The organism is Pseudomonas sp. ANT_H4 (assembly GCF_008369295.1).
Classification (GTDB): domain Bacteria; phylum Pseudomonadota; class Gammaproteobacteria; order Pseudomonadales; family Pseudomonadaceae; genus Aquipseudomonas.
On sequence record NZ_VOBG01000004.1, the window covers coordinates 171,668 to 190,672 of the forward strand.

At 60.2% G+C, this 19,005-nt stretch carries 14 protein-coding genes; 6 read left to right on the forward strand and 8 right to left on the reverse strand.

Annotated features, from left to right (window positions below):
- Position 1: 1 nt before the first annotated feature.
- Positions 2–2,377: a phosphoenolpyruvate synthase gene (gene ppsA / locus FQ182_RS07125; protein ID WP_149412033.1), complete on the reverse strand. Its 2,376-nt coding sequence runs from the start codon at positions 2,375–2,377 to the stop codon at positions 2–4.
- A gap of 178 nt (positions 2,378–2,555) precedes the next feature.
- Here ppsA and FQ182_RS07130 point away from each other — a divergent pair, with 178 nt between their 5' ends.
- The gene (locus tag FQ182_RS07130; protein ID WP_149412034.1) at positions 2,556–3,374 is read left to right on the forward strand and encodes a pyruvate, water dikinase regulatory protein; all 819 of its coding nucleotides are present in this window, start codon (positions 2,556–2,558) and stop codon (positions 3,372–3,374) included.
- Positions 3,375–3,430: 56 nt separating this feature from the next.
- Here FQ182_RS07130 and FQ182_RS07135 read toward each other — a convergent pair whose 3' ends face one another.
- The gene (locus FQ182_RS07135) at positions 3,431–4,855 is read right to left on the reverse strand and encodes a PLP-dependent aminotransferase family protein (protein WP_149412035.1); all 1,425 of its coding nucleotides are present in this window, start codon (positions 4,853–4,855) and stop codon (positions 3,431–3,433) included.
- Between the two features lie 150 nt (positions 4,856–5,005).
- Between FQ182_RS07135 and FQ182_RS07140 the strand changes: the two genes are divergently transcribed.
- Genes FQ182_RS07140 through FQ182_RS07160 form a run of 5 tightly spaced genes read left to right on the forward strand, consistent with a single transcriptional unit; the run spans position 5,006 to position 10,468 of the window.
- Entirely contained in the window at positions 5,006–5,899 is an 894-nt protein-coding gene (locus FQ182_RS07140; RefSeq protein ID WP_178114408.1) for a DMT family transporter, read from the forward strand.
- Between the two features lie 23 nt (positions 5,900–5,922).
- Positions 5,923–7,782 carry a molybdopterin-synthase adenylyltransferase MoeB gene (gene moeB, locus FQ182_RS07145; RefSeq protein ID WP_149412037.1) on the forward strand — a complete coding sequence of 620 codons (1,860 nt, stop codon included), beginning with the start codon at positions 5,923–5,925 and terminating at the stop codon, positions 7,780–7,782.
- A 24-nt stretch (positions 7,783–7,806) separates the two neighbouring features.
- Entirely contained in the window at positions 7,807–8,721 is a 915-nt protein-coding gene (locus FQ182_RS07150; RefSeq protein ID WP_149412181.1) for a PLP-dependent cysteine synthase family protein, read from the forward strand.
- Between the two features lie 23 nt (positions 8,722–8,744).
- On the forward strand, positions 8,745–9,737 hold the full coding sequence (locus FQ182_RS07155) for a serine O-acetyltransferase (protein WP_149412038.1): 993 nt from the start codon (positions 8,745–8,747) through the stop codon (positions 9,735–9,737).
- Positions 9,738–9,739: 2 nt separating this feature from the next.
- Positions 9,740–10,468, forward strand: coding sequence for an alanyl-tRNA editing protein (locus tag FQ182_RS07160; protein ID WP_149412039.1), 729 nt, complete (start codon positions 9,740–9,742; stop codon positions 10,466–10,468).
- A gap of 42 nt (positions 10,469–10,510) precedes the next feature.
- Here FQ182_RS07160 and prpD read toward each other — a convergent pair whose 3' ends face one another.
- The 6 genes from prpD to FQ182_RS07190 form a co-directional block, all read right to left on the reverse strand.
- Positions 10,511–11,995 (reverse strand): 2-methylcitrate dehydratase, encoded by a 1,485-nt coding sequence (gene prpD / locus FQ182_RS07165; protein WP_149412040.1) that lies wholly within the window; start codon positions 11,993–11,995, stop codon positions 10,511–10,513.
- A gap of 138 nt (positions 11,996–12,133) precedes the next feature.
- The gene (gene prpF / locus FQ182_RS07170; protein WP_149412041.1) at positions 12,134–13,324 is read right to left on the reverse strand and encodes a 2-methylaconitate cis-trans isomerase PrpF; all 1,191 of its coding nucleotides are present in this window, start codon (positions 13,322–13,324) and stop codon (positions 12,134–12,136) included.
- Between the two features lie 42 nt (positions 13,325–13,366).
- A complete protein-coding gene (gene acnD / locus FQ182_RS07175) occupies positions 13,367–15,961 on the reverse strand; it encodes a Fe/S-dependent 2-methylisocitrate dehydratase AcnD (protein ID WP_149412042.1) in 2,595 nt (864 codons plus the stop codon).
- An 81-nt stretch (positions 15,962–16,042) separates the two neighbouring features.
- On the reverse strand, positions 16,043–17,170 hold the full coding sequence (gene prpC / locus FQ182_RS07180) for a 2-methylcitrate synthase (protein WP_149412043.1): 1,128 nt from the start codon (positions 17,168–17,170) through the stop codon (positions 16,043–16,045).
- 55 nt (positions 17,171–17,225) lie between these two features.
- On the reverse strand, positions 17,226–18,119 hold the full coding sequence (prpB, locus tag FQ182_RS07185) for a methylisocitrate lyase (protein ID WP_149412044.1): 894 nt from the start codon (positions 18,117–18,119) through the stop codon (positions 17,226–17,228).
- On the reverse strand, positions 18,116–18,838 hold the full coding sequence (locus FQ182_RS07190) for a GntR family transcriptional regulator (RefSeq protein ID WP_149412045.1): 723 nt from the start codon (positions 18,836–18,838) through the stop codon (positions 18,116–18,118). The genes prpB and FQ182_RS07190 overlap by 4 nt, the downstream gene beginning before the upstream one ends.
- Between the last annotated feature and the right edge of the window lie 167 nt (positions 18,839–19,005).

Consider the following 19,005-nt stretch of genomic DNA (forward strand, 5'->3'; position numbering starts at 1 on the left):
CTTACGCCGGCGCTTGACCTTCAGCCAGGAAGAACCAGGTTTCCAGCACGGAATCGGGGTTCAGCGAGACGCTCTCGATGCCCTGTTCCATCAGCCATTTGGCCAGGTCGGGGTGATCGGAAGGGCCTTGGCCGCAGATGCCGATGTACTTGCCGGCCTTGTTGCAGGCCTGGATGGCGTTGGCCAGCAGCTTTTTGACCGCAGGATTACGCTCGTCGAACAGGTGGGCGATGATCCCGGAGTCGCGGTCCAGGCCCAGGGTCAACTGGGTCAGGTCGTTGGAGCCGATGGAGAAACCGTCGAAGAATTCCAGGAACTCTTCAGCCAGGATGGCATTGGACGGTAGCTCGCACATCATGATCACGCGCAGGCCGTTTTCACCACGGGACAGGCCATTTTCGGCCAGCAAGTCGATCACCTGGCTCGCTTCGCCCAAGGTCCGCACGAACGGCACCATGATCTCGACGTTGGTCAGGCCCATCTCGTTGCGCACACGCTTGAGGGCGCGGCATTCGAGTTCGAAGCAGTCACGGAAGGCTTCGCTGATGTAACGCGAGGCGCCACGAAAGCCCAGCATCGGGTTTTCTTCTTCCGGCTCGTAGAGCTTGCCGCCGATCAGGTTGGCGTATTCGTTGGACTTGAAGTCCGACAGGCGCACGATGACCTTTTTCGGGTGGAACGCCGCCGCCAGGGTGCTGATGCCTTCCACCAGTTTCTCGACGTAGAAGCCCACCGGGTCGTTGTAGCCGGCGATGCGCTTGTCGACGCTGTCCTTGATGTCTTGCGGCAAGCCGTCGTAGTTCAGCAGCGCCTTGGGGTGCACGCCGATCATCCGGTTGATGATGAATTCCAGGCGGGCCAGGCCCACACCGGCGTTCGGCAACTGGGCGAAATCGAAAGCACGGTCCGGGTTACCGACGTTCATCATGATCTTGAACGGCAGATCCGGCATGGCTTCAATAGAGTTTTGCTTGATGTCGAAGCCCAATTCACCTTCAAAGATGAAACCGGTATCGCCTTCGGCGCAGGACACGGTAACGCCCTGGCCGTCTTTCAACAGTTGGGTGGCATTGCCGCAACCCACTACGGCCGGAATCCCCAGCTCACGAGCGATGATCGCCGCGTGGCAGGTACGCCCGCCGCGGTTGGTGACGATGGCGCTGGCGCGTTTCATCACCGGCTCCCAGTCCGGGTCGGTCATGTCCGAGACCAGCACGTCACCTGGCTGGACCTTGTCCATCTCGGACACGTCCTTGATGATCCGCACCTTGCCAGCGCCGATGCGCTGGCCGATGGCACGGCCTTCAACCAGCACGGTGCCGGTTTCTTTCAGCAGGTAGCGCTCCATGACGTTGGCCGAGGTGCGGCTCTTCACGGTTTCAGGGCGAGCCTGAACGATGTACAGCTTACCGTCGTCGCCGTCCTTGGCCCATTCGATATCCATCGGGCACTTGTAGTGCTTCTCGATGATTATCGCCTGTTTGGCCAGTTCGTTGACTTCGGCGTCGGTCAGACAGAAACGCTCGCGTTCGGCCTTGTCGACATCAACGGTTTTCACCGAGCGACCGGCCTTGGCCTCGTCGCCGTAGATCATCTTGATGGCCTTGCTGCCCAGGTTGCGGCGCAGGATCGCAGGGCGACCGGCTTCAAGCGTGTGTTTGTGGACGTAGAACTCATCCGGGTTGACCGCGCCTTGTACGACGGTTTCTCCCAGGCCGTAGGCGCCGGTGATAAACACCACGCCACGGAAGCCTGATTCGGTGTCCAGGGTGAACATCACGCCGGCAGTACCGGTTTCCGAACGCACCATGCGCTGTACACCGACAGACAAGGCCACCAGCTTGTGGTCAAAACCCTGGTGTACACGGTAGGAAATGGCACGGTCGTTGAACAGCGAAGCGAAGACTTCCTTGGCCGCTCGGATGACGTTTTCCACACCACGAATGTTCAGGAAGGTCTCTTGCTGACCGGCAAACGAGGCGTCGGGCAGGTCTTCGGCGGTGGCCGAGGAGCGCACGGCGACGGCCATGTCGGGGTTGCCCGCCGACAGCGTGGCGAAGGCGGTGCGGATCTCGGCGTTGAGCTTCTCGGGGAACTCGGCTTCCATGATCCACTGACGGATCTGGGCGCCGGTCTTGGCCAGGGCATTGATGTCATCGACGTCCAATGCATCGAGGGCCGCGTGAATTTGATCGTTGAGACCGCTCAATTCGAGGAAATCACGGTAAGCCTGGGCGGTGGTGGCAAAGCCACCGGGCACTGAAACACCAGCGCCCGCAAGATTACTAATCATCTCGCCCAGGGATGCGTTCTTGCCCCCCACATGCTCTACATCATGGACACCGAGCTTATCGAGGGAAACTACGTACTCTACCAAGGTGATCTCTCCACTAACTGTGTTGGAAAAGCTCAGGACGCCGGCGGCTCAATAGGAGCAAACACCTGCGCTTGTGGCCTGGACCTGGAAAATAAGTGAGAATGCGGGCCACTGGGTGCCGGCAAAATCGCGCCTATCATATCCAAGATTCGTCATCAGCTTAAGGCCCAAGGCTCAAATGAAACGATCTGCTTTCTTTATCTCCGACGGCACCGGCATCACAGCCGAAACCCTGGGGCAAAGCCTGTTGGCGCAGTTCGAAAACATTACCTTCGCCAAATTCACGCGTCCCTATATCGATAGCGTGGATAAAGCGCGGGCTATGGTACAACAAATCAATCTTGCCGCCGAAAAAGACGGCTTTCGCCCGATCATTTTTGACACCATCGTCAATCAGGACATTCGTGAGATCCTCGCAACCTCCAATGGTTTCATGATCGACATCTTCTCCACCTTCCTGGCGCCGCTGGAGCAGGAGTTGAGTGAAGATTCCTCATACTCGGTGGGCAAGTCCCATTCCATTGGCCACAACTCCAACTATATGGAGCGGATCGAGGCTGTGAACTTCGCCCTCGACAACGACGATGGCGCCCGCACCCACTACTACGACAAGGCCGACCTGATCCTGGTGGGCGTGTCCCGCTGCGGCAAGACCCCGACCTGTCTGTACATGGCCATGCAATTCGGCATTCGCGCGGCCAACTACCCGCTGACCGAAGATGACATGGAGCACCTGCAACTGCCGGCTGCCCTGCGCGCCCATCAGCACAAGTTATTCGGCCTGACCATCGACCCGGATCGCCTCACCGCCATCCGCAACGAGCGCAAGCCCAACAGCCGCTATTCAAGCTACGCCCAGTGCGAGTTCGAAGTGCGCGAAGTGGAAAATTTGTTCCGCAGGGAGAATATTGCGCACATTAATTCCACGCATTTTTCGGTGGAAGAAATTTCGGCGAAGATTTTGGTGGAAAAAGGGGTTGAGCGGCGGTTCAAGTGATGCTCATTGCCTGAACTACCTGTGGCGAGGGGGCTTGCCCCCTCGCCACAGGTAGTTCACAGACAAAACCGCCCGCCGCCCTGCCCCAACGCTGTCGCCAGCGCATCAAACCCATCACGCAACAACTGATCATCCCCCGATGTATTGCAGATACTCGCCCGAATAAACTGCGGCACCGCCGTCTGCCCGACAGCAAATGCCTCGGCGGTGGCGATCAGGTAATTGTTCTGCTTGAGTTCGGCCTCTATTTCCGACGCTCGCCACGGCTCAGGGACTTCGATCCAGAAGTGCGGGCTGTTGAGATGGGTGCGGTATTCCAAACCGACCAATAGATCTTCGACCAGCGCCTTGCGCCGGCTGATCTCACTGATCTGCTGGCGCAGCAAATGGTCCGCCGTGCCGTTTTCGATCCATTGGGTCGCCAATTCCAGGGTCACCGGCGTAGCCATCCAGCAGGTGGAGCGCAAAGCGGCGGAGATGCGACTGACCAGCGCCGGCGGCGCATGCACGTAACCAACCCGCAATCCCGCCGACACCGCCTTGCTCAGACTACTGATCAGGATCGTACGCTCAGGGGCGAAATGGCTGAGGGGTGGCGGACGGTCTTCCACCAGCACGCCATGGGCTTCGTCTTCGAGGATCAGCAGGTTGTGTTCACGGCACACCTTCACCAGCGCCTCCCGGCGGGCGACTGACAGTACCGCCGTGGTCGGATTCTGGATGGTCGGTGTGCAGTACAACGCCGATATCCGGTGGTTGCGACAGACGTCATCCAGCGCCCCTGGCAGCAAGCCTTCTTCATCCATTTCCAAGCCGATCAAGCGTATCCCGAGCATTCGTGCGGCGGTGATCAGCCCAGGATAGGTCAACTGCTCAGTGACCACCGTATCGCCGGCCCGCAACAAGGCCATCATCGCGCACAGCAAGCCATGCTGACCGCCGTTGACGCAGATCACCTGCTCGGGAATCGGCGTGAATTGCTGCTGGATCAGCCAGCGCGCACCAGCGGCGCGATAGCGGGGCAACCCGGCATCCGGGGTGTAGGCGCTGATGTCCTGTAGAAACTTGGCATTGCCCGCCAGGCTTTGAAAGCTCTGCGCCAGGAATGCCGTCTCCTGCCCTGGGATATGCATGTTGCGGCTCATGTCGAAGTACTGGCGCGGCTCGTCGCTGAAGTTGCGAAAGCCTTCATCGCGCTGACGCTCCATCCCACGCTTGCGCACGAAGGTTCCGTCACCGACCCGCGCCACTACCAGCCCGAGACGTTCCAGTTCGCCATAGGCTCGGCTGATGGTGCCGATGGTTACCCCGAGATTGTCGGAAAGCACCCGATGGGGCGGCAGTTTTCGCCCCGGCTCGATCAAGCCTTCAAGAATGCCGCGCTCCATGACATCGGATAGGCGTTTGTACTTCACGCCCTGACCGCTGGACAGCCCTTCTCGCATAATTGACACCATGTCAATATTTGTTTTGACAGCCATCATTCGCCCTAATAGTGTGCTTTTACGGGTTCAATCACCGGATTAAGGCTCTCAATATAGAGGTCAATTCCGTCACAGGGAAGCAATGTCACGATGCCAATGTCCGCCGTTCTAGAAAACGCTGAAAAAACAAAAACTCACAAGCAGTGGCTGGCTGGTTTGATTACCTGCGTGATGTTTCTCATTGTCTGCCTGAGTTGGGGCACCACCTGGCTGGGGATCAAAATTGCCGTGGAAAGCGTGCCGCCGCTGACGTCGGCGGGCCTGCGTTTCCTGATCGCCTTCCCGCTGTTCCTGTGTTTCGCCTGGGTGCGGCGCGAGCCGATCCTGTTCCCACGAGAAAGCCGCTGGTTCTTCGTGTTCGTGACCCTTTCCTACTTCAGCATTCCCTATTACCTGCTCAACTACGGCGAGATGCATGTCTCCTCCGGCCTTACAGCCCTACTGTTCAGCTGCATGCCGGTATTTATCCTGATCTTCTCAGCGCTGTTTCTGCGTGAGCGTATCTACTTTTCCCAAGTGATCGGGATCGGCATCGGTTTCGCTAGCTTGTACATGATCATCAAGAGCCAGGGCCTGCACCTGGACCATGCCGAGCTCTTTGGCGTGCTGGCGATTCTGACCGCGGCGATCATGCATGCCTTGTGCTACGTCATCACCAAGCAAAAAGGCAGCGCCATCAGTGTTATCACCTACAACACCCTGCCCATTGGCATCGCTGGGTTGATGCTATTTGTCGCAGGCCTGTGGTTTGAAACCCCGACCTTCGACGACATCACCCTGCGCTCCTGGAGCGCACTGTTCTACCTCGGGCTGGTGGCCTCGGTCGGCGGGTTTATTGTCTACTTCATGCTGCTCAAGCGCCTGAGTCCGATCATCCTGTCCTTTGTCTTTATCATCTTCCCGGTGTTCGCCGTGATCATCGGCGCCTGGTACGAAGGCGTGGAAATCTCCAAGGACTTGATGCTGTACTCGGCGGTCCTGCTGGTCGGTTTTGCGATCACCAAGCTGCCGATAGAAAAGCTCCTGGCCAAGAAAAATTGACCTTCCACCAACGCGAGAGAAACATGGACGTCCTCCGCCCCAACGCCCTGGAACAAATCTACGCCCACGCCGCCAGCACGTATCCCGATGAGTGCTGCGGCTTCGTCTTCGCCGACGGCAGCGTGTACCTGGGCAGCAATATCCAGAATGAACTGCACCGCAAGAATCCCCAGGTTTACCCACGCAGCGCGGCCAACGGCTACACCTTTTCGGTGGCCGACACGCTGATGATGAACAAGGCTTTTCACAGCAATAACCCGGTGGTCGTGATCTACCACTCCCACCCTGATGTCGGTGCCTACTTCAGCGACGAGGACCAGGACAAAGCCCTGTTCATGGGAGAACCTATCTATCTCGTCAGCTACCTGGTTGTGGATGTCCGCCAGGGCAAGGCCCAGGGTTCCAAGCTGTTTGCCTGGGACGGCAACCGCTTCGCCCGCAAACCCTTCAACGACCTGCAAACGGAGTTGTACATGAACGCTGTCTCTTTCCCCGACATTCTGGTCCGCGTGGCCAAGTTGCCAGGATCGACCCTTGAGGGTGCCGGATCGACATTGCGCGAAGTCATTGAAAGTCTGTGTGAACGCTATCCACAACTGCACGAACACCTGAAGCACAAGAACGATCAGCTCAAGGAACATTTCCTCTACACCGCCAATGGAGAGTTACTTGAGCCCGATGACAAGCTGGTCAAACCCACTGAGATCGAAGTCATACTCGCCACCTCCGGCGGCATGGACATCGACCCACTGAGCAATGAAGAAGTGCAGCGTTACGTGCGCCACATCACCCTGCCCGGCGTCGGTCGCAAAGGCCAACTGAACCTGAAAAAGGCCAAGGTGCTGATCATCGGTACCGGCGGCCTGGGCTCACCCATCAGCCTGTACCTGGCAGCAGCCGGCATCGGCACCCTGGGGCTGGTGGATTTCGACGTGGTGGAAAGCAGCAACCTGCAACGTCAGATCGTCCACGGCAACAGCACGCTGGGCATGCCCAAGGTCGAATCTGCCAAGCAGCGCTTGCAGGACCTCAACCGCCACATCCAGATCAATGCCCACAACACTGCGCTCAACGCCGACAACGCTATGGAGCTGGTCGGTGCCTATGACCTGGTGATCGACGGCACCGACAACTTTGAAACCCGCTACCTGGTCAACGACGCCTGCGTGCAGTTGGGCAGGCCGTTGGTGTACGGCGCCATCTACCGTTTCGACGGGCAGATCAGCGTGCTCAACTACCAGGGCGGGCCGTGCTATCGCTGCCTGTTCCCCCATGCGCCACCGGCAGAACTGGCGCCCAATTGCAGCGCTGGCGGGGTGATCGGTGTGCTGCCTGGCGTGGTCGGGATGATCCAGGCCACCGAGGCGATCAAGCTGCTGATTGGTATTGGGGAGCCTTTGTCGGGTCGGTTGATGCGCTTTGATGCCCTGGCGATGAAGTTCAGCGAAATTCGCTTCAAGCGCCGTGCCGATTGCTTGTGCTGCTCCGAGCTACGCCACAGTGAGCAACCGGCAGCCGCCGCATGTGCCGACGCGGTGAGCGCCGCCCCAACACTGGCCGAAGAGCGCTACATCAAACCGCGCATGCTCAAGCAACTGCTGGAACAACAGCGCAGCGCCGACGTGCTGTTGGACGTACGCGATGCCAGCGAACTGGAAGTCTGCAAATTACCCGGCGTGGTGCACATCCCCCTGGCCGAACTCGACGGCCAGCTCGACAGCCTGAGCCGGGACAACACCCACTATCTGATCTGCTACGCCGGGATCAGGGCTGAGCAGGCCGCCAGCACTTTACTGGCCGCCGGCTTCGCCAACACCCGCGTGCTGGAAGGCGGCATGAAACATTGGGTTCGCGACGTCGAACCCGACATGCCTTTGTACTGACTACCGGCCATGGGTTCCTATCTGATGTTGCATAACTCGATACTCGACGCCATTGGCCATACGCCCATCGTGCGTCTGGAACAGTTCTCCGAAGACCTCGGCATTGAGGTCTACGCCAAGCTTGAATCCCTCAACCCCGGAGGCAGTCACAAGGCGCGCATCGCCCTGGGGATGATCCTCGACGCGGAACGCCGGGGCATCCTGATCCGTGGTTCGGGGCAAACCATCATCGAGCCCAGCGGTGGCAACACCGGGATCGGCCTGGTGATGGCCGCCAATGTGCGGGGCTACAAGGTAGCGCTGGTGATTCCCGACAACTACAGCCCGGAAAAGCAAAAACTGCTGCGCCTGTATGGCGCCAAGGTGGTGCTGTCGGACAGCCGCCTGGGTAATAACTCCCACGGCGAAAAGTGCATGGAACTGCAACTGGAAAACCCCAGCTACGTGATGCTCAACCAGCAGCGTAACGGCGCCAACCCGCAAACCCACCGCGACACCACCGCCCGGGAAATCATCCGCGCCTTTGGCGAACTGCGGGTGGACTACTTCGTCGGCGGCATCGGCACCGGCGGCCATATCACCGGTATCGGCGAAACCCTCAAGACCACCTGGCCGGCGATTCGAGTGATGGGGGTGGAACCAGAGGAGTGCGACCTGCTCAACGACCGCCACGCCCCGCACCATATCCAGGGCCTGTCCATCGGTTTGATCCCGAGCATTCTTAACCTGGCAGTGATTGACGGCATGCTCAAGGTCTCGCGGGAAGAATGCCTGGAGATGATCAAACGCATCATGCGCACCGACGCCATCAGCCTGGGGCTGTCGTCGGCGGCCAACATGGTGGCCATCGCCAAGCTCGCGCCGGAACTGCCTACCGACACCGTCGTACTGACCATGGTCTACGACAGTGCCGACAGTTATCTGCCCTGTTTCGAATAACAAAATTACGGGGGGTGCCATCCATGGGAAGCTTTATTGACATGCAACAGCTGCACGATGAGTTGTTCACCCACCTCATCAAGACCCTCACGCCGACGCAGATGCAGCAGTTGCAAGACCATCTGGCGCCGCTGATCCAGACGGCGGCGCAGGCGGTGGCCGAGGACTTGATCGCCTACGCCTGGCGCGACCCTGCGTCCCGTGGTCGCAGTGAACTGATCCTGGAGTCCTACGCCTCGTTCAAGGCGGTGCTGTACTACCGGTTGGCGCACCTGGTGTGGAATTTCCCCGACCAGCCCAACGGCGTGTTTTCAGCCATTGCACTGACGCTGAGTAACCAGGGCAAGATTCTCTCCGGCGCCGAGATCCACCCGGCGGCGCGGATCGGCCGGCGTTTTGTGCTCGACCACGGCTACGGCACGGTCATTGGCGAGACCTGCGAGATCGGCAACGACTGCTACATCCTCTGCGGCGTGACCCTCGGCGCCCGGGGCATCGCCAACAACCCTGACGGTAAGCGCCATCCGCGCCTGGGCAACAACGTCGAGGTCGGTTCCGGAGCACGGGTGCTCGGCTATGTGCTGATCGGCGACAACGTGTTTATCAGCCCCTCCTGCGTCATCACCCAGGACGTACCAGCGGACACCAAGGTCAAGGTGGTCAACCAGATCCAACTGCAAAAAAACGATGAGTCAGACCACAGCAATTATCTCGGTGCCTTCGCCCTCGACGAACGTCTGCACGTGGTGGGCGAAGTCAACGCCAGCCACAAGGTCACGGTGCTGGACGCCGACTTTCACCCCCTGCCCGGCCTGATGCTGGAGCCCACGATCAAGGAGCGCCATCACCTGCAGTTTCGCCTGCACACCCTCGAGACGCCTGCGCACCCGACACGCCTGCCACTGAACCTGAAAGTGTGCGGGCCCGAGTTTGAGATCACCCTGCTTTCCCCCCCTGGCTTGAGCGCAATGGTTCGGCACCTGCTGCAAGTCAGCCCACTGATCGTCGGAGGTTGAACATGTCCGTGCACACAATGGAAACCCTGGCGCTGTTCGACAGCGCACCCTACCAGAACGCCTTCAGTGCCCGGGTGATCGCGGTGAGTGAACACGGCATCGCCCTGGAACACACGCTGTTCTATCCCACCGGCGGTGGGCAACCGGGAGACACCGGCTACTTCACTCTGCCAGACGGCACGCGGGTGGACGTCACTGGGACGGTACGCGATCCGGTGCTGCGCTCGATCATCTGGCATCAGGTGGAGCATCGCCCCGAACAGTTGAGCGCCGGAGTGGAGGTAGATGCCAGCCTGGACTGGGAACGGCGCTACCAGCACATGAAAATGCACACATGCCTGCACCTGTTGTGTTCAATCATCGATGCGCCGGTGACCGGTTGCAGCATCAGCGCTGACAAGGGCCGCCTGGATTTCGACCTACCGGAAATGACCCTCGATAAAGACACCATCACCCGCGACCTCAACGCACTGATCGAACAGGCCCACGAGGTCAAGACACTGTCGATGGCGGCCTCGGAGTACTCGACATTGCTGCAGATCACCCGCACTCAAGCCGTGGCGCCACCCGTGATCCAGGGCGCGGTGCGGGTGATTGAAATTGCCGGAATCGATATCCAGCCGTGTGGCGGCACCCATGTGATCAATACCGAGGAAATCGGCCGGGTGTATTGCGAGAAAATCGAGAAGAAGAGCAAACACAATCGAAGGGTGATTTTGCGGTTTGAATAGCATCCATGCCATTCCCACGCAGCGCGTGGGAATGGTCAGGGGTCAGATCACGAACAGGTCCACAAACCGGTTTACCGGCGTCGCCTCAAGCCTCACCTGATCCTTGCACAAGGCAAAAATCTCGGCGCTGCGTTGGGCGGTAAACCGCGTCGCCAGGTTGGCTTTGAACTTGTCTTCCAGCAACGCAATTCCATCCGCCCGACGACGGCGATGGCCAATCGGGTATTCCACCACCACCTGTTCGGTGCTGGAGCCGTCCTTGAAGAACACCTGCAAGGCATTGGCAATCGAGCGCTTGTCGGGCGCGAGATAATCCAGGCTATAGCGGGGGTCTTCGACAATCTCCATCTTCTCGCGCAGTTCATCGATGATCGGATGGGCGGCGTGGAAATCATCTTCGTACTGCTCGGCCACCAGGTTGCCAAACGCCAGGGGAACGGCGGTCATGTACTGGATACAGTGGTCGCGGTCGGCGGCGTTGGCCAGTTGACCGACCTTGGAGATGATGCGAATCGCCGACTCGTGGGTGGTGATGACAATTCGGTCAATCTCGTGCAGACGATTTTTGACCAGCGGGTGCAAGGTCACCGCCGCTTCACAGGCTGTCTGTGCATGGAACTCGGCCGGGAAGCTGATCTTGAACAACACGTTTTCCATCACGTAGGTGCCGTAGGGCTGGGACAGGCTGAAGGCGCGCTTGTCTTCGGGCTTGAGCGCCAGGTCCTTGTTGGTATGGCTGAACAGCACATCATAAAAGCCCCACTGCGGCGCGCTCAATACACCGGGAATACCCATCTCGCCGCGCATGGCAATGTCCGCCAGGCGCACACCGCGACTTGATGCGTCGCCCGCCGCCCAGGACTTGCGCGACCCAGCGTTCGGCGCATGGCGATACGTGCGCAAGGCCTGGCCGTCGACAAAGGCCTGGGACAGCGCCGACAGCAGTTGCTCGCGGTTGGCGCCCATCAGCTTGGCGGTGACGGCAGTGGAGGCGATTTTCACCAGCAGCACGTGGTCGAGGCCGACGCGGTTGAAGGAGTTTTCCAGGGCGATCACACCCTGGATTTCATGGGCCATGATCATCGCGTCCAGCACCGCCCGCACGGTCAGCGGTGCGTCACCTTGCGCCACACGTTTTTGCGAAAGGTGATCGGCCACCGCAAGGATGCCGCCAAGGTTATCGGATGGATGCCCCCATTCAGCGGCGAGCCAGGTGTCGTTGTAGTCAAGCCAGCGCACGATGCAACCGATGTCCCAGGCCGCCTTGACCGGGTCCAGACGAAACGAGGTGCCCGGTACGCGAGCGCCAAACGGTACCACCGTGCCCTCGACGATAGGTCCCAGGTGCTTTGTGCACTCCGGGAAACGCAGGGCCAGCAGGCCACAACCGAGGGTATCCATCAGGCAGTTGCGGGCGGTGTCCAGGGCATCGCGGGAATCGATCTTGAAGTTCAAGACGTAGTCGGCGATGTCCTGCAGGACCTGGTCGTAGTCGGGGCGGTTGTTTTGGTCGACGTTGGCGCTCATGTTCAACTCACTCTGATTAGGCGTGATTAAAGGATTCGGCTCGGACCTCGGTTCAGGGTTGGCAACGGTCAGTTGGTTTTCTTATGGGTGATGCTGGATGCTTGTTGTCGCGAGCGGGCTTGCCCGCTCGCCACAGGTTTAGAAAGCATCGCCCGGGACACGGACGAAGCCTTCCATCAACACCCGCGCACTGCGGCTCATGATGGCTTTTTTCACGACCCATTCGCCGTTGATCTGGCTGGCTTCAGCGCCAACGCGCAAGGTGCCCGACGGATGTCCGAAGCGCACGGCGCTGCGTTCCACACCACCCGCTGCAAGGTTGACCAAGGTCCCGGAAATCGCCGCGGCCGTGCCAATTGCCACCGCCGCGGTGCCCATCATCGCGTGGTGCAACTTGCCCATGGACAGCGCCCGCACCAGCAGGTCGACATCGCCCGCCGCAATCGCTTTGCCGCTGGACGCCACATAGTCCGCAGGCCGCGCCACAAACGCCACCTTCGGCGTGTGCTGACGTTTGGCTGCTTCGTCCAGATGTTGGATCAAGCCCATACGCAACGCACCGTGGGCACGAATGGTCTCGAACATCGCCAAGGCTTTCGGGTCGCTATTGATCGCACCCTGCAACTCGGTACCGGTGTAGCCCAGGTCCTGGGCGTTGATGAAGATGGTGGGAATCCCGGCATTGATCAGTGTGGCCTTGAAGGTGCCGACACCGGGCACTTCCAGGTCGTCGATCAGGTTGCCGGTAGGGAACATCGACCCACCACCGCCCTCTTCTTCTGCCGCCGGGTCCATGAATTCCAACTGCACTTCAGCCGCAGGGAAGGTCACGCCGTCCAGTTCGAAGTCACCGGTTTCCTGCACCGCGCCGTTGGTGATCGGTACATGGGCGATGATGGTCTTGGCGATATTGGCCTGCCAAATCCGCACCACGGCCACGCCGTTGTGGGGAATACGTGCGGCGTCCATCAGGCCGCTGCTGATGGCGAAGGAACCCACCGCCGCCGACAGATTGCCGCAGTTGCCGCTCCAGTCGACGAAAGGCTTGTCGATGGAAACCTGGCCAAACAGGTAATCCACATCGTGATCAGCACGGGTGCTTTTGGCGAGGATCACGGTTTTGCTGGTGCTGGACGTGGCGCCGCCCATACCGTCAATTTGCTTGTCGTAAGGGTCGGGGCTGCCGATCACGCGCAGCAGCAAGGCATCGCGGGCCGCGCCGTGCACCTGGGCCGATTCGGGCAGGTCCTTGAGGCTGAAAAATACGCCCTTGCTGGTGCCGCCACGCATGTAGATGGCGGGGATTTTGATCTGAGGTACGTGTGCCATGGTTTTCCTCATGGGCCGGGGTATAAACCCCGGCCACAGTTATCAGGCGGTCACTGCCGATTCCAGGAAGTCCTGGGCAAAACGTTGCAACACGCCACCCGCCTCGTAGATCGACACTTCTTCAGCGGTGTCGAGGCGGCAAGTCATCGGCACCTCGACGCGTTCGCCATTTTTGCGGTTGATCACCAACGTCAGCGTGGCGCGCGGGGTGCGCTCGCCGATCACGTCATAGGTTTCGCTGCCATCAATACCCAGCGTCTTGCGGTCAGTGCCGGGGAAAAACTCCAGCGGCAACACGCCCATGCCCACCAGGTTGGTGCGGTGGATACGCTCGAAGCCTTCGGCGGCAATCGCCTCGACACCGGCCAGGCGCACGCCTTTGGCTGCCCAGTCCCGGGACGAACCCTGGCCATAGTCCTGGCCTGCAATGATGATCAGCGGCTGCTTGCGTTCCATGTAGATTTCGATCGCTTCCCACATCCGCGTGACCTTGCCTTCCGGCTCCAGGCGCGTCAGTGAGCCCTGTTTGACCTTGCCGTTCTCGACGACCATTTCATTGAACAGCTTCGGGTTCGCGAAGGTGGCGCGCTGGGCGGTCAGGTGGTCGCCACGGTGGGTTGCGTAAGAGTTGAAGTCGACTTCCGGCAGGCCCATTTTCGCCAGGTATTCACCGGCGGCGCTGTCCAACATGATGGCGTTGGACGGCGACAGATGATCGGTGGTGATGTTGTCCGGCAGCACCGCCAGCGGGCGCATGCCCTTGAGCGGACGGGCACCGGCCAACGCGCCTTCCCAGTACGGCGGGCGGCGGATATAGGTGCTTTGCGGGCGCCAGTCATACAGCGGCTCGACTTTCGGGCCGGTGTCTTCGTGGATAGCGAACATCGGAATATAGACCTGGCGGAACTGTTCCGGCTTGACCGACGCCTTGACCACCGCGTCGATTTCTTCGTCGCTGGGCCAGATGTCTTTCAGGCGGATTTCCTGGCCATTGGCGTCCAGGCCCAGCACGTCCTTTTCGATGTCGAAACGGATGGTGCCAGCAATGGCGTAGGCGACTACCAGCGGCGGCGAGGCGAGGAATGCCTGCTTGGCGTACGGGTGAATCCGTCCGTCAAAGTTGCGGTTACCCGACAGCACGGCGGTGGCGTACAGGTCACGGTCGATGATCTCTTGCTGGATCACCGGGTCCAGCGCGCCGGACATACCGTTGCAGGTGGTGCAGGCAAATCCCACCACACCAAAACCCAGTTGCTCAAGCTGCGTGGTCAACCCGGCTTCGTCGAGGTACATGGCCACCGTTTTGGAGCCCGGCGCCAGGGACGACTTGACCCACGGCTTGCGTTCCAGCCCAAGCTTGTTGGCGTTGCGCGCCAGCAGGCCTGCGGCAATCACGTTGCGCGGGTTGCTGGTGTTGGTGCAACTGGTGATGGCGGCGATGATTACCGCGCCGTCGGGCATTTGCCCCGGCACATCGTCCCACTGCCCGCAAATGCCCTTGGCCGCCAGGTCGCTGGTGGCGACACGGGCGTGAGGGTTACTCGGGCCGGCCATGTTGCGCACGACGGAGGACAAGTCAAAGGTCAGCCCGCGCTCGTATTGCGCGCCTTTGAGGCTATCTGCCCACAAGCCGGTGTGACGGGCGTACTGCTCCACCAGGGTGACTTGTTCGTCTTCACGGCCGGTGAGTTTCAGGTAAGCGATGGTTTGCTGGTCGATGTAGAACATCGCCGCCGTGGCGCCGTATTCCGGGGCCATGTTGGAGATGGTGGCGCGGTCGCCCAGGGTCAGCTTCGACGCGCCTTCACCGAAGAATTCCAGCCAGGCGCCGACGACTTTTTGCTGACGCAGGAACTCGGTCAACGCCAGCACCATGTCGGTGGCAGTGATGCCCGGTTGCAGCTTGCCCGTCAACTCGACGCCGACGCTCTCCGGCAGGCGCATCCACGAGGCGCGGCCGAGCATCACGCTCTCGGCTTCCAGGCCACCAACACCGATGGCGATCACGCCCAGGGCGTCCACGTGAGGGGTGTGGCTGTCGGTGCCGACGCACGTATCGGGGAAGGCCACGCCGTCACGCACCTGGATCACCGGAGACATTTTCTCCAGGTTGATCTGGTGCATGATGCCGTTGCCCGGCGGGATCACGTCGACGTTCTTGAAGGCTTTTTTGGTCCACTCGATAAAGTGGAAACGGTCTTCGTTGCGGCGGTCTTCGATGGCTCGGTTTTTCTCAAAAGCGTCCGGGTCGAAACCGCCACTTTCCACGGCCAGGGAGTGGTCGACGATCAATTGGGTCGGCACCACCGGGTTGACCTGGGATGGGTCGCCGCCTTGCAGGGCAATGGCGTCACGCAGGCCGGCGAGGTCCACCAGGGCGGTCTGGCCGAGAATGTCGTGACAGACCACGCGGGCCGGGAACCACGGGAAGTCGAGGTCGCGCTTGCGGTCGATCAGTTGGCCAAGGGACGCATTGAGGGTCGCCGGGTCGCAGCGGCGCACGAGGTTTTCTGCCAGCACACGGGAGGTGTACGGCAAGGTGGCGTAGGCGCCGGGGGTGATGGCATCGACGGCCGCTTGGGCGTCGTAGTATTCCAGTCGGCTGCCGGGCAGCGGTTTGCGGTGTTCAGTGTTCATCGTCAGGACTCGGTCACGGTAGTTGCAAAAGGAAGAACCGGTGCTGATCCGGTTTCACCCCGAGATCAGCGGTTTCTCCACTCAGCGACGTTCGATTGGCACGAACTTGCGCTGTTCGACGCCGGTGTACTCGGCGCTCGGACGGATGATGCGGTTGTTGGCACGCTGTTCGAACACATGAGCCGCCCAGCCGGTCAGGCGCGAGCAGACGAAAATCGGCGTGAACAGTTTGGTCGGGATGCCCATGAAGTGGTACGCCGAGGCATGGTAGAAGTCGGCATTGGGAAACAGTTTCTTCTGTTCCCACATGGTCTTGTCGATGGCTTCGGAAACCGGGAACAACACCGTGTCGCCCACCTCGTCAGCGAGTTTTTTCGACCAGCCCTTGATCACTTCATTGCGCGGGTCGTTGTCTTTATAGATCGCGTGGCCAAAGCCCATGATCTTGTCCTTTCGCGCCAGCATGCCGAGAGTGCCTTCGATGGCTTCTTGCGGTGAAGAGAAACGCTCGATCATCTCCATCGCCGCTTCGTTGGCGCCGCCGTGCAGCGGGCCGCGCAGGGAGCCGATGGCGGCGGTGACGCAGGAATACAGGTCCGACAGGGTCGAGGCACAGACCCGTGCGGTGAAGGTGGAGGCGTTGAATTCGTGCTCGGCGTAGAGAATCAGCGAGACGTTCATGACCTTGACGTGCAACTCGCTCGGCTTCTTGTCATGCAACAAGTGCAGGAGGTGGCCGCCGATGGAGGCCTCATCCGTCACGCAGTTGGTGCGTAAACCCTCGTGACTGAAGCGATACCAGTAGCACATGATCGCCGGGAACGCGGCCAGCAGGCGGTCGGTGATGTCGTGCTGCACGCTGAAGTCTTTCTCCGGCTCGATATTGCCCAGGAACGAGCAACCGGTGCGCATCACGTCCATCGGGTGGGCGTCGGCGGGGATGCGTTCCAGCACTTCTTTCAGCGCTTGCGGCAGGTCACGCAGCTTGCTCAGCTTAGCGCTGTAGGCAGCAAGTTCGGTTTTGGTCGGCAGTTCGCCGTACAGCAGCAGGTAGGCGACTTCTTCAAACTGCGCGTCGGCGGCCAGTTCGCGCACGTCGTAGCCGCGATAGGTCAGGCCGGCGCCGGCCTGGCCCACGGTGGACAGTGCGGTCTGCCCGGCGATCTGGCCACGCAGGCCAGCGCCACTCAATACTTTTGCTTCAGCCATGGTTATCTCCAATCTTGTATTTATTAGGCTCTTTACTGGAAAAGCGCTTGGACCATTACTTCTTGGCGGCAAACAGCGCGTCGAGCTTCTGCTCGAAGGTGTGGTAGTCGATGCGATCGTAAAGCTCCATGCGGGTTTGCATGGTGTCGATCACGTTCTGCTGGGTGCCGTCGCGACGGATTGCGGTGTAGACGTTTTCGGCGGCCTTGTTCATGGCCCGGAATGCCGACAGCGGGTACAGCACCAGGGAAACATCGGCAGATTTCAACTGTTCGACGGTGTACAGCGCGGTGGCGCCGAATTCGGTGATGTTGGCAAGGATCGGCGCCTTCACGCGGGCGGCGAACAGCTTGTACATGTCCAGTTCGGTGATGGCTTCAGGGAAGACCATATCGGCGCCGGCCTCGATGCACGCGGCGGCACGTTCCAGGGCTGATTCCAGGCCTTCGACGGCCAGGGCGTCGGTGCGGGCCATGATCACGAAGCTGTCATCGGTGCGAGCGTCGACCGCTGCCTTGATGCGGTCGACCATTTCCTGCAGGGAGACGATTTCTTTATTCGGGCGATGACCGCAGCGCTTGGCGCCCACCTGGTCTTCAATATGGATCGCCGCCGCGCCAAACTTGATCATCGACTTGACGGTGCGCGCCACGTTGAACGCCGAAGAGCCGAAACCGGTGTCGACATCCACCAACAGCGGCAGATCGCAGACATCGGTGATACGGCGCACATCGGTCAGCACGTCATCCAGGCTGGTAATGCCCAGGTCCGGCACGCCGAGGGAGCCTGCGGCCACCCCGCCACCGGACAGGTAAATCGCCTTGAACCCGGCGCGCTTGGCCAGCAAGGCATGGTTGGCGTTGATCGCACCAACGACTTGCAGCGGATGCTCGCTGGCGACGGCATCGCGAAAGCGCTGGCCTGGAGTGCTCTTGTTGTTGGAACTCATGACTCACCTCGTGGAGTGGCTGTCTGGTGGGCGCTGTCCGGGAAATGACGCGCGATATTGCGTTTGGAAGCGCCGATATGACGGCGCATCAACAATTCGGCCAGTTCACCGTCGCGATCGGCAATCGCGTCAAGTATCCGATGATGCTCGGCAAAGGCCTGGCGTGGACGATTGGGGGTAGCGGAAAACTGGATGCGGTACATGCGCACCAACTGATACAGCTCGCCGCACAACATTTGGGTCAGGGTGCGATTGCCGGCGCCTTGAATTATCCGGTAATGAAAGTCGAAGTCACCTTCCTGCTGGTAGTAGCCTACGCCGGCCTGGAACGCCGCATCGCGCTCGTGGGTGTGCAGCACCTGGCGTAGTTCCTCGATCTCTTCGTCGGTCATGCGCTCGGCAGCCAGCCGGCAAGCCATGCCTTCCAGGGACTCGCGGATTTCGTAGAGCTCCACCAGTTCGGCCTGGCTGAGGGAAACCACCCGCGCACCCACGTGGGGGATGCGCACCAGCAGGCGCTGGCCTTCCAGGCGGTGAATCGCCTCGCGCAGCGGGCCACGGCTGATACCGTAAGTGCGCGCCAGTTCCGGCTCGGAGATCTTGCTGCCAGGGGCGATTTCACCCTTGACGATGGCGGCCTGGATTCGCCGGAAGACGTTCTCCGACATGGTCTGGGAATCGTCCTGCGCCGCGACCGGAATTACCAGCTGATCCAGCATATTGTCGACACCTTTAAAAGCAATGTCGCAAAAACTAGCCAATCAGCCCAAGATAGTCAAAGAATAAATACATATTGTCGACAATCGTCTAATAACCCACCTTGCTCTTTATCTGGGCATGGCCGCCTGCCAGCGCTGGCGTCAGAAAACCTTCATGTTAGAATGCC

Excerpts from the sequence above, each read along its gene's own strand:
- FQ182_RS07130 (WP_149412034.1), top strand. The coding sequence starts at position 2,556 with ATGAAACGATCTGCTTTCTTTATCTCCGACGGCACCGGCATCACAGCC.
- FQ182_RS07135 (WP_149412035.1), bottom strand. The coding sequence starts at position 4,855 with ATGGCTGTCAAAACAAATATTGACATGGTGTCAATTATGCGAGAAGGG.
- moeB (WP_149412037.1), top strand. The coding sequence starts at position 5,923 with ATGGACGTCCTCCGCCCCAACGCCCTGGAACAAATCTACGCCCACGCC.
- FQ182_RS07150 (WP_149412181.1), top strand. The coding sequence starts at position 7,807 with ATGTTGCATAACTCGATACTCGACGCCATTGGCCATACGCCCATCGTG.
- FQ182_RS07155 (WP_149412038.1), top strand. The coding sequence starts at position 8,745 with ATGGGAAGCTTTATTGACATGCAACAGCTGCACGATGAGTTGTTCACC.
- FQ182_RS07160 (WP_149412039.1), top strand. The coding sequence starts at position 9,740 with ATGTCCGTGCACACAATGGAAACCCTGGCGCTGTTCGACAGCGCACCC.
- prpD (WP_149412040.1), bottom strand. The coding sequence starts at position 11,995 with ATGAGCGCCAACGTCGACCAAAACAACCGCCCCGACTACGACCAGGTC.
- prpF (WP_149412041.1), bottom strand. The coding sequence starts at position 13,324 with ATGGCACACGTACCTCAGATCAAAATCCCCGCCATCTACATGCGTGGC.
- acnD (WP_149412042.1), bottom strand. The coding sequence starts at position 15,961 with ATGAACACTGAACACCGCAAACCGCTGCCCGGCAGCCGACTGGAATAC.
- prpC (WP_149412043.1), bottom strand. The coding sequence starts at position 17,170 with ATGGCTGAAGCAAAAGTATTGAGTGGCGCTGGCCTGCGTGGCCAGATC.
- prpB (WP_149412044.1), bottom strand. The coding sequence starts at position 18,119 with ATGAGTTCCAACAACAAGAGCACTCCAGGCCAGCGCTTTCGCGATGCC.
- FQ182_RS07190 (WP_149412045.1), bottom strand. The coding sequence starts at position 18,838 with ATGCTGGATCAGCTGGTAATTCCGGTCGCGGCGCAGGACGATTCCCAG.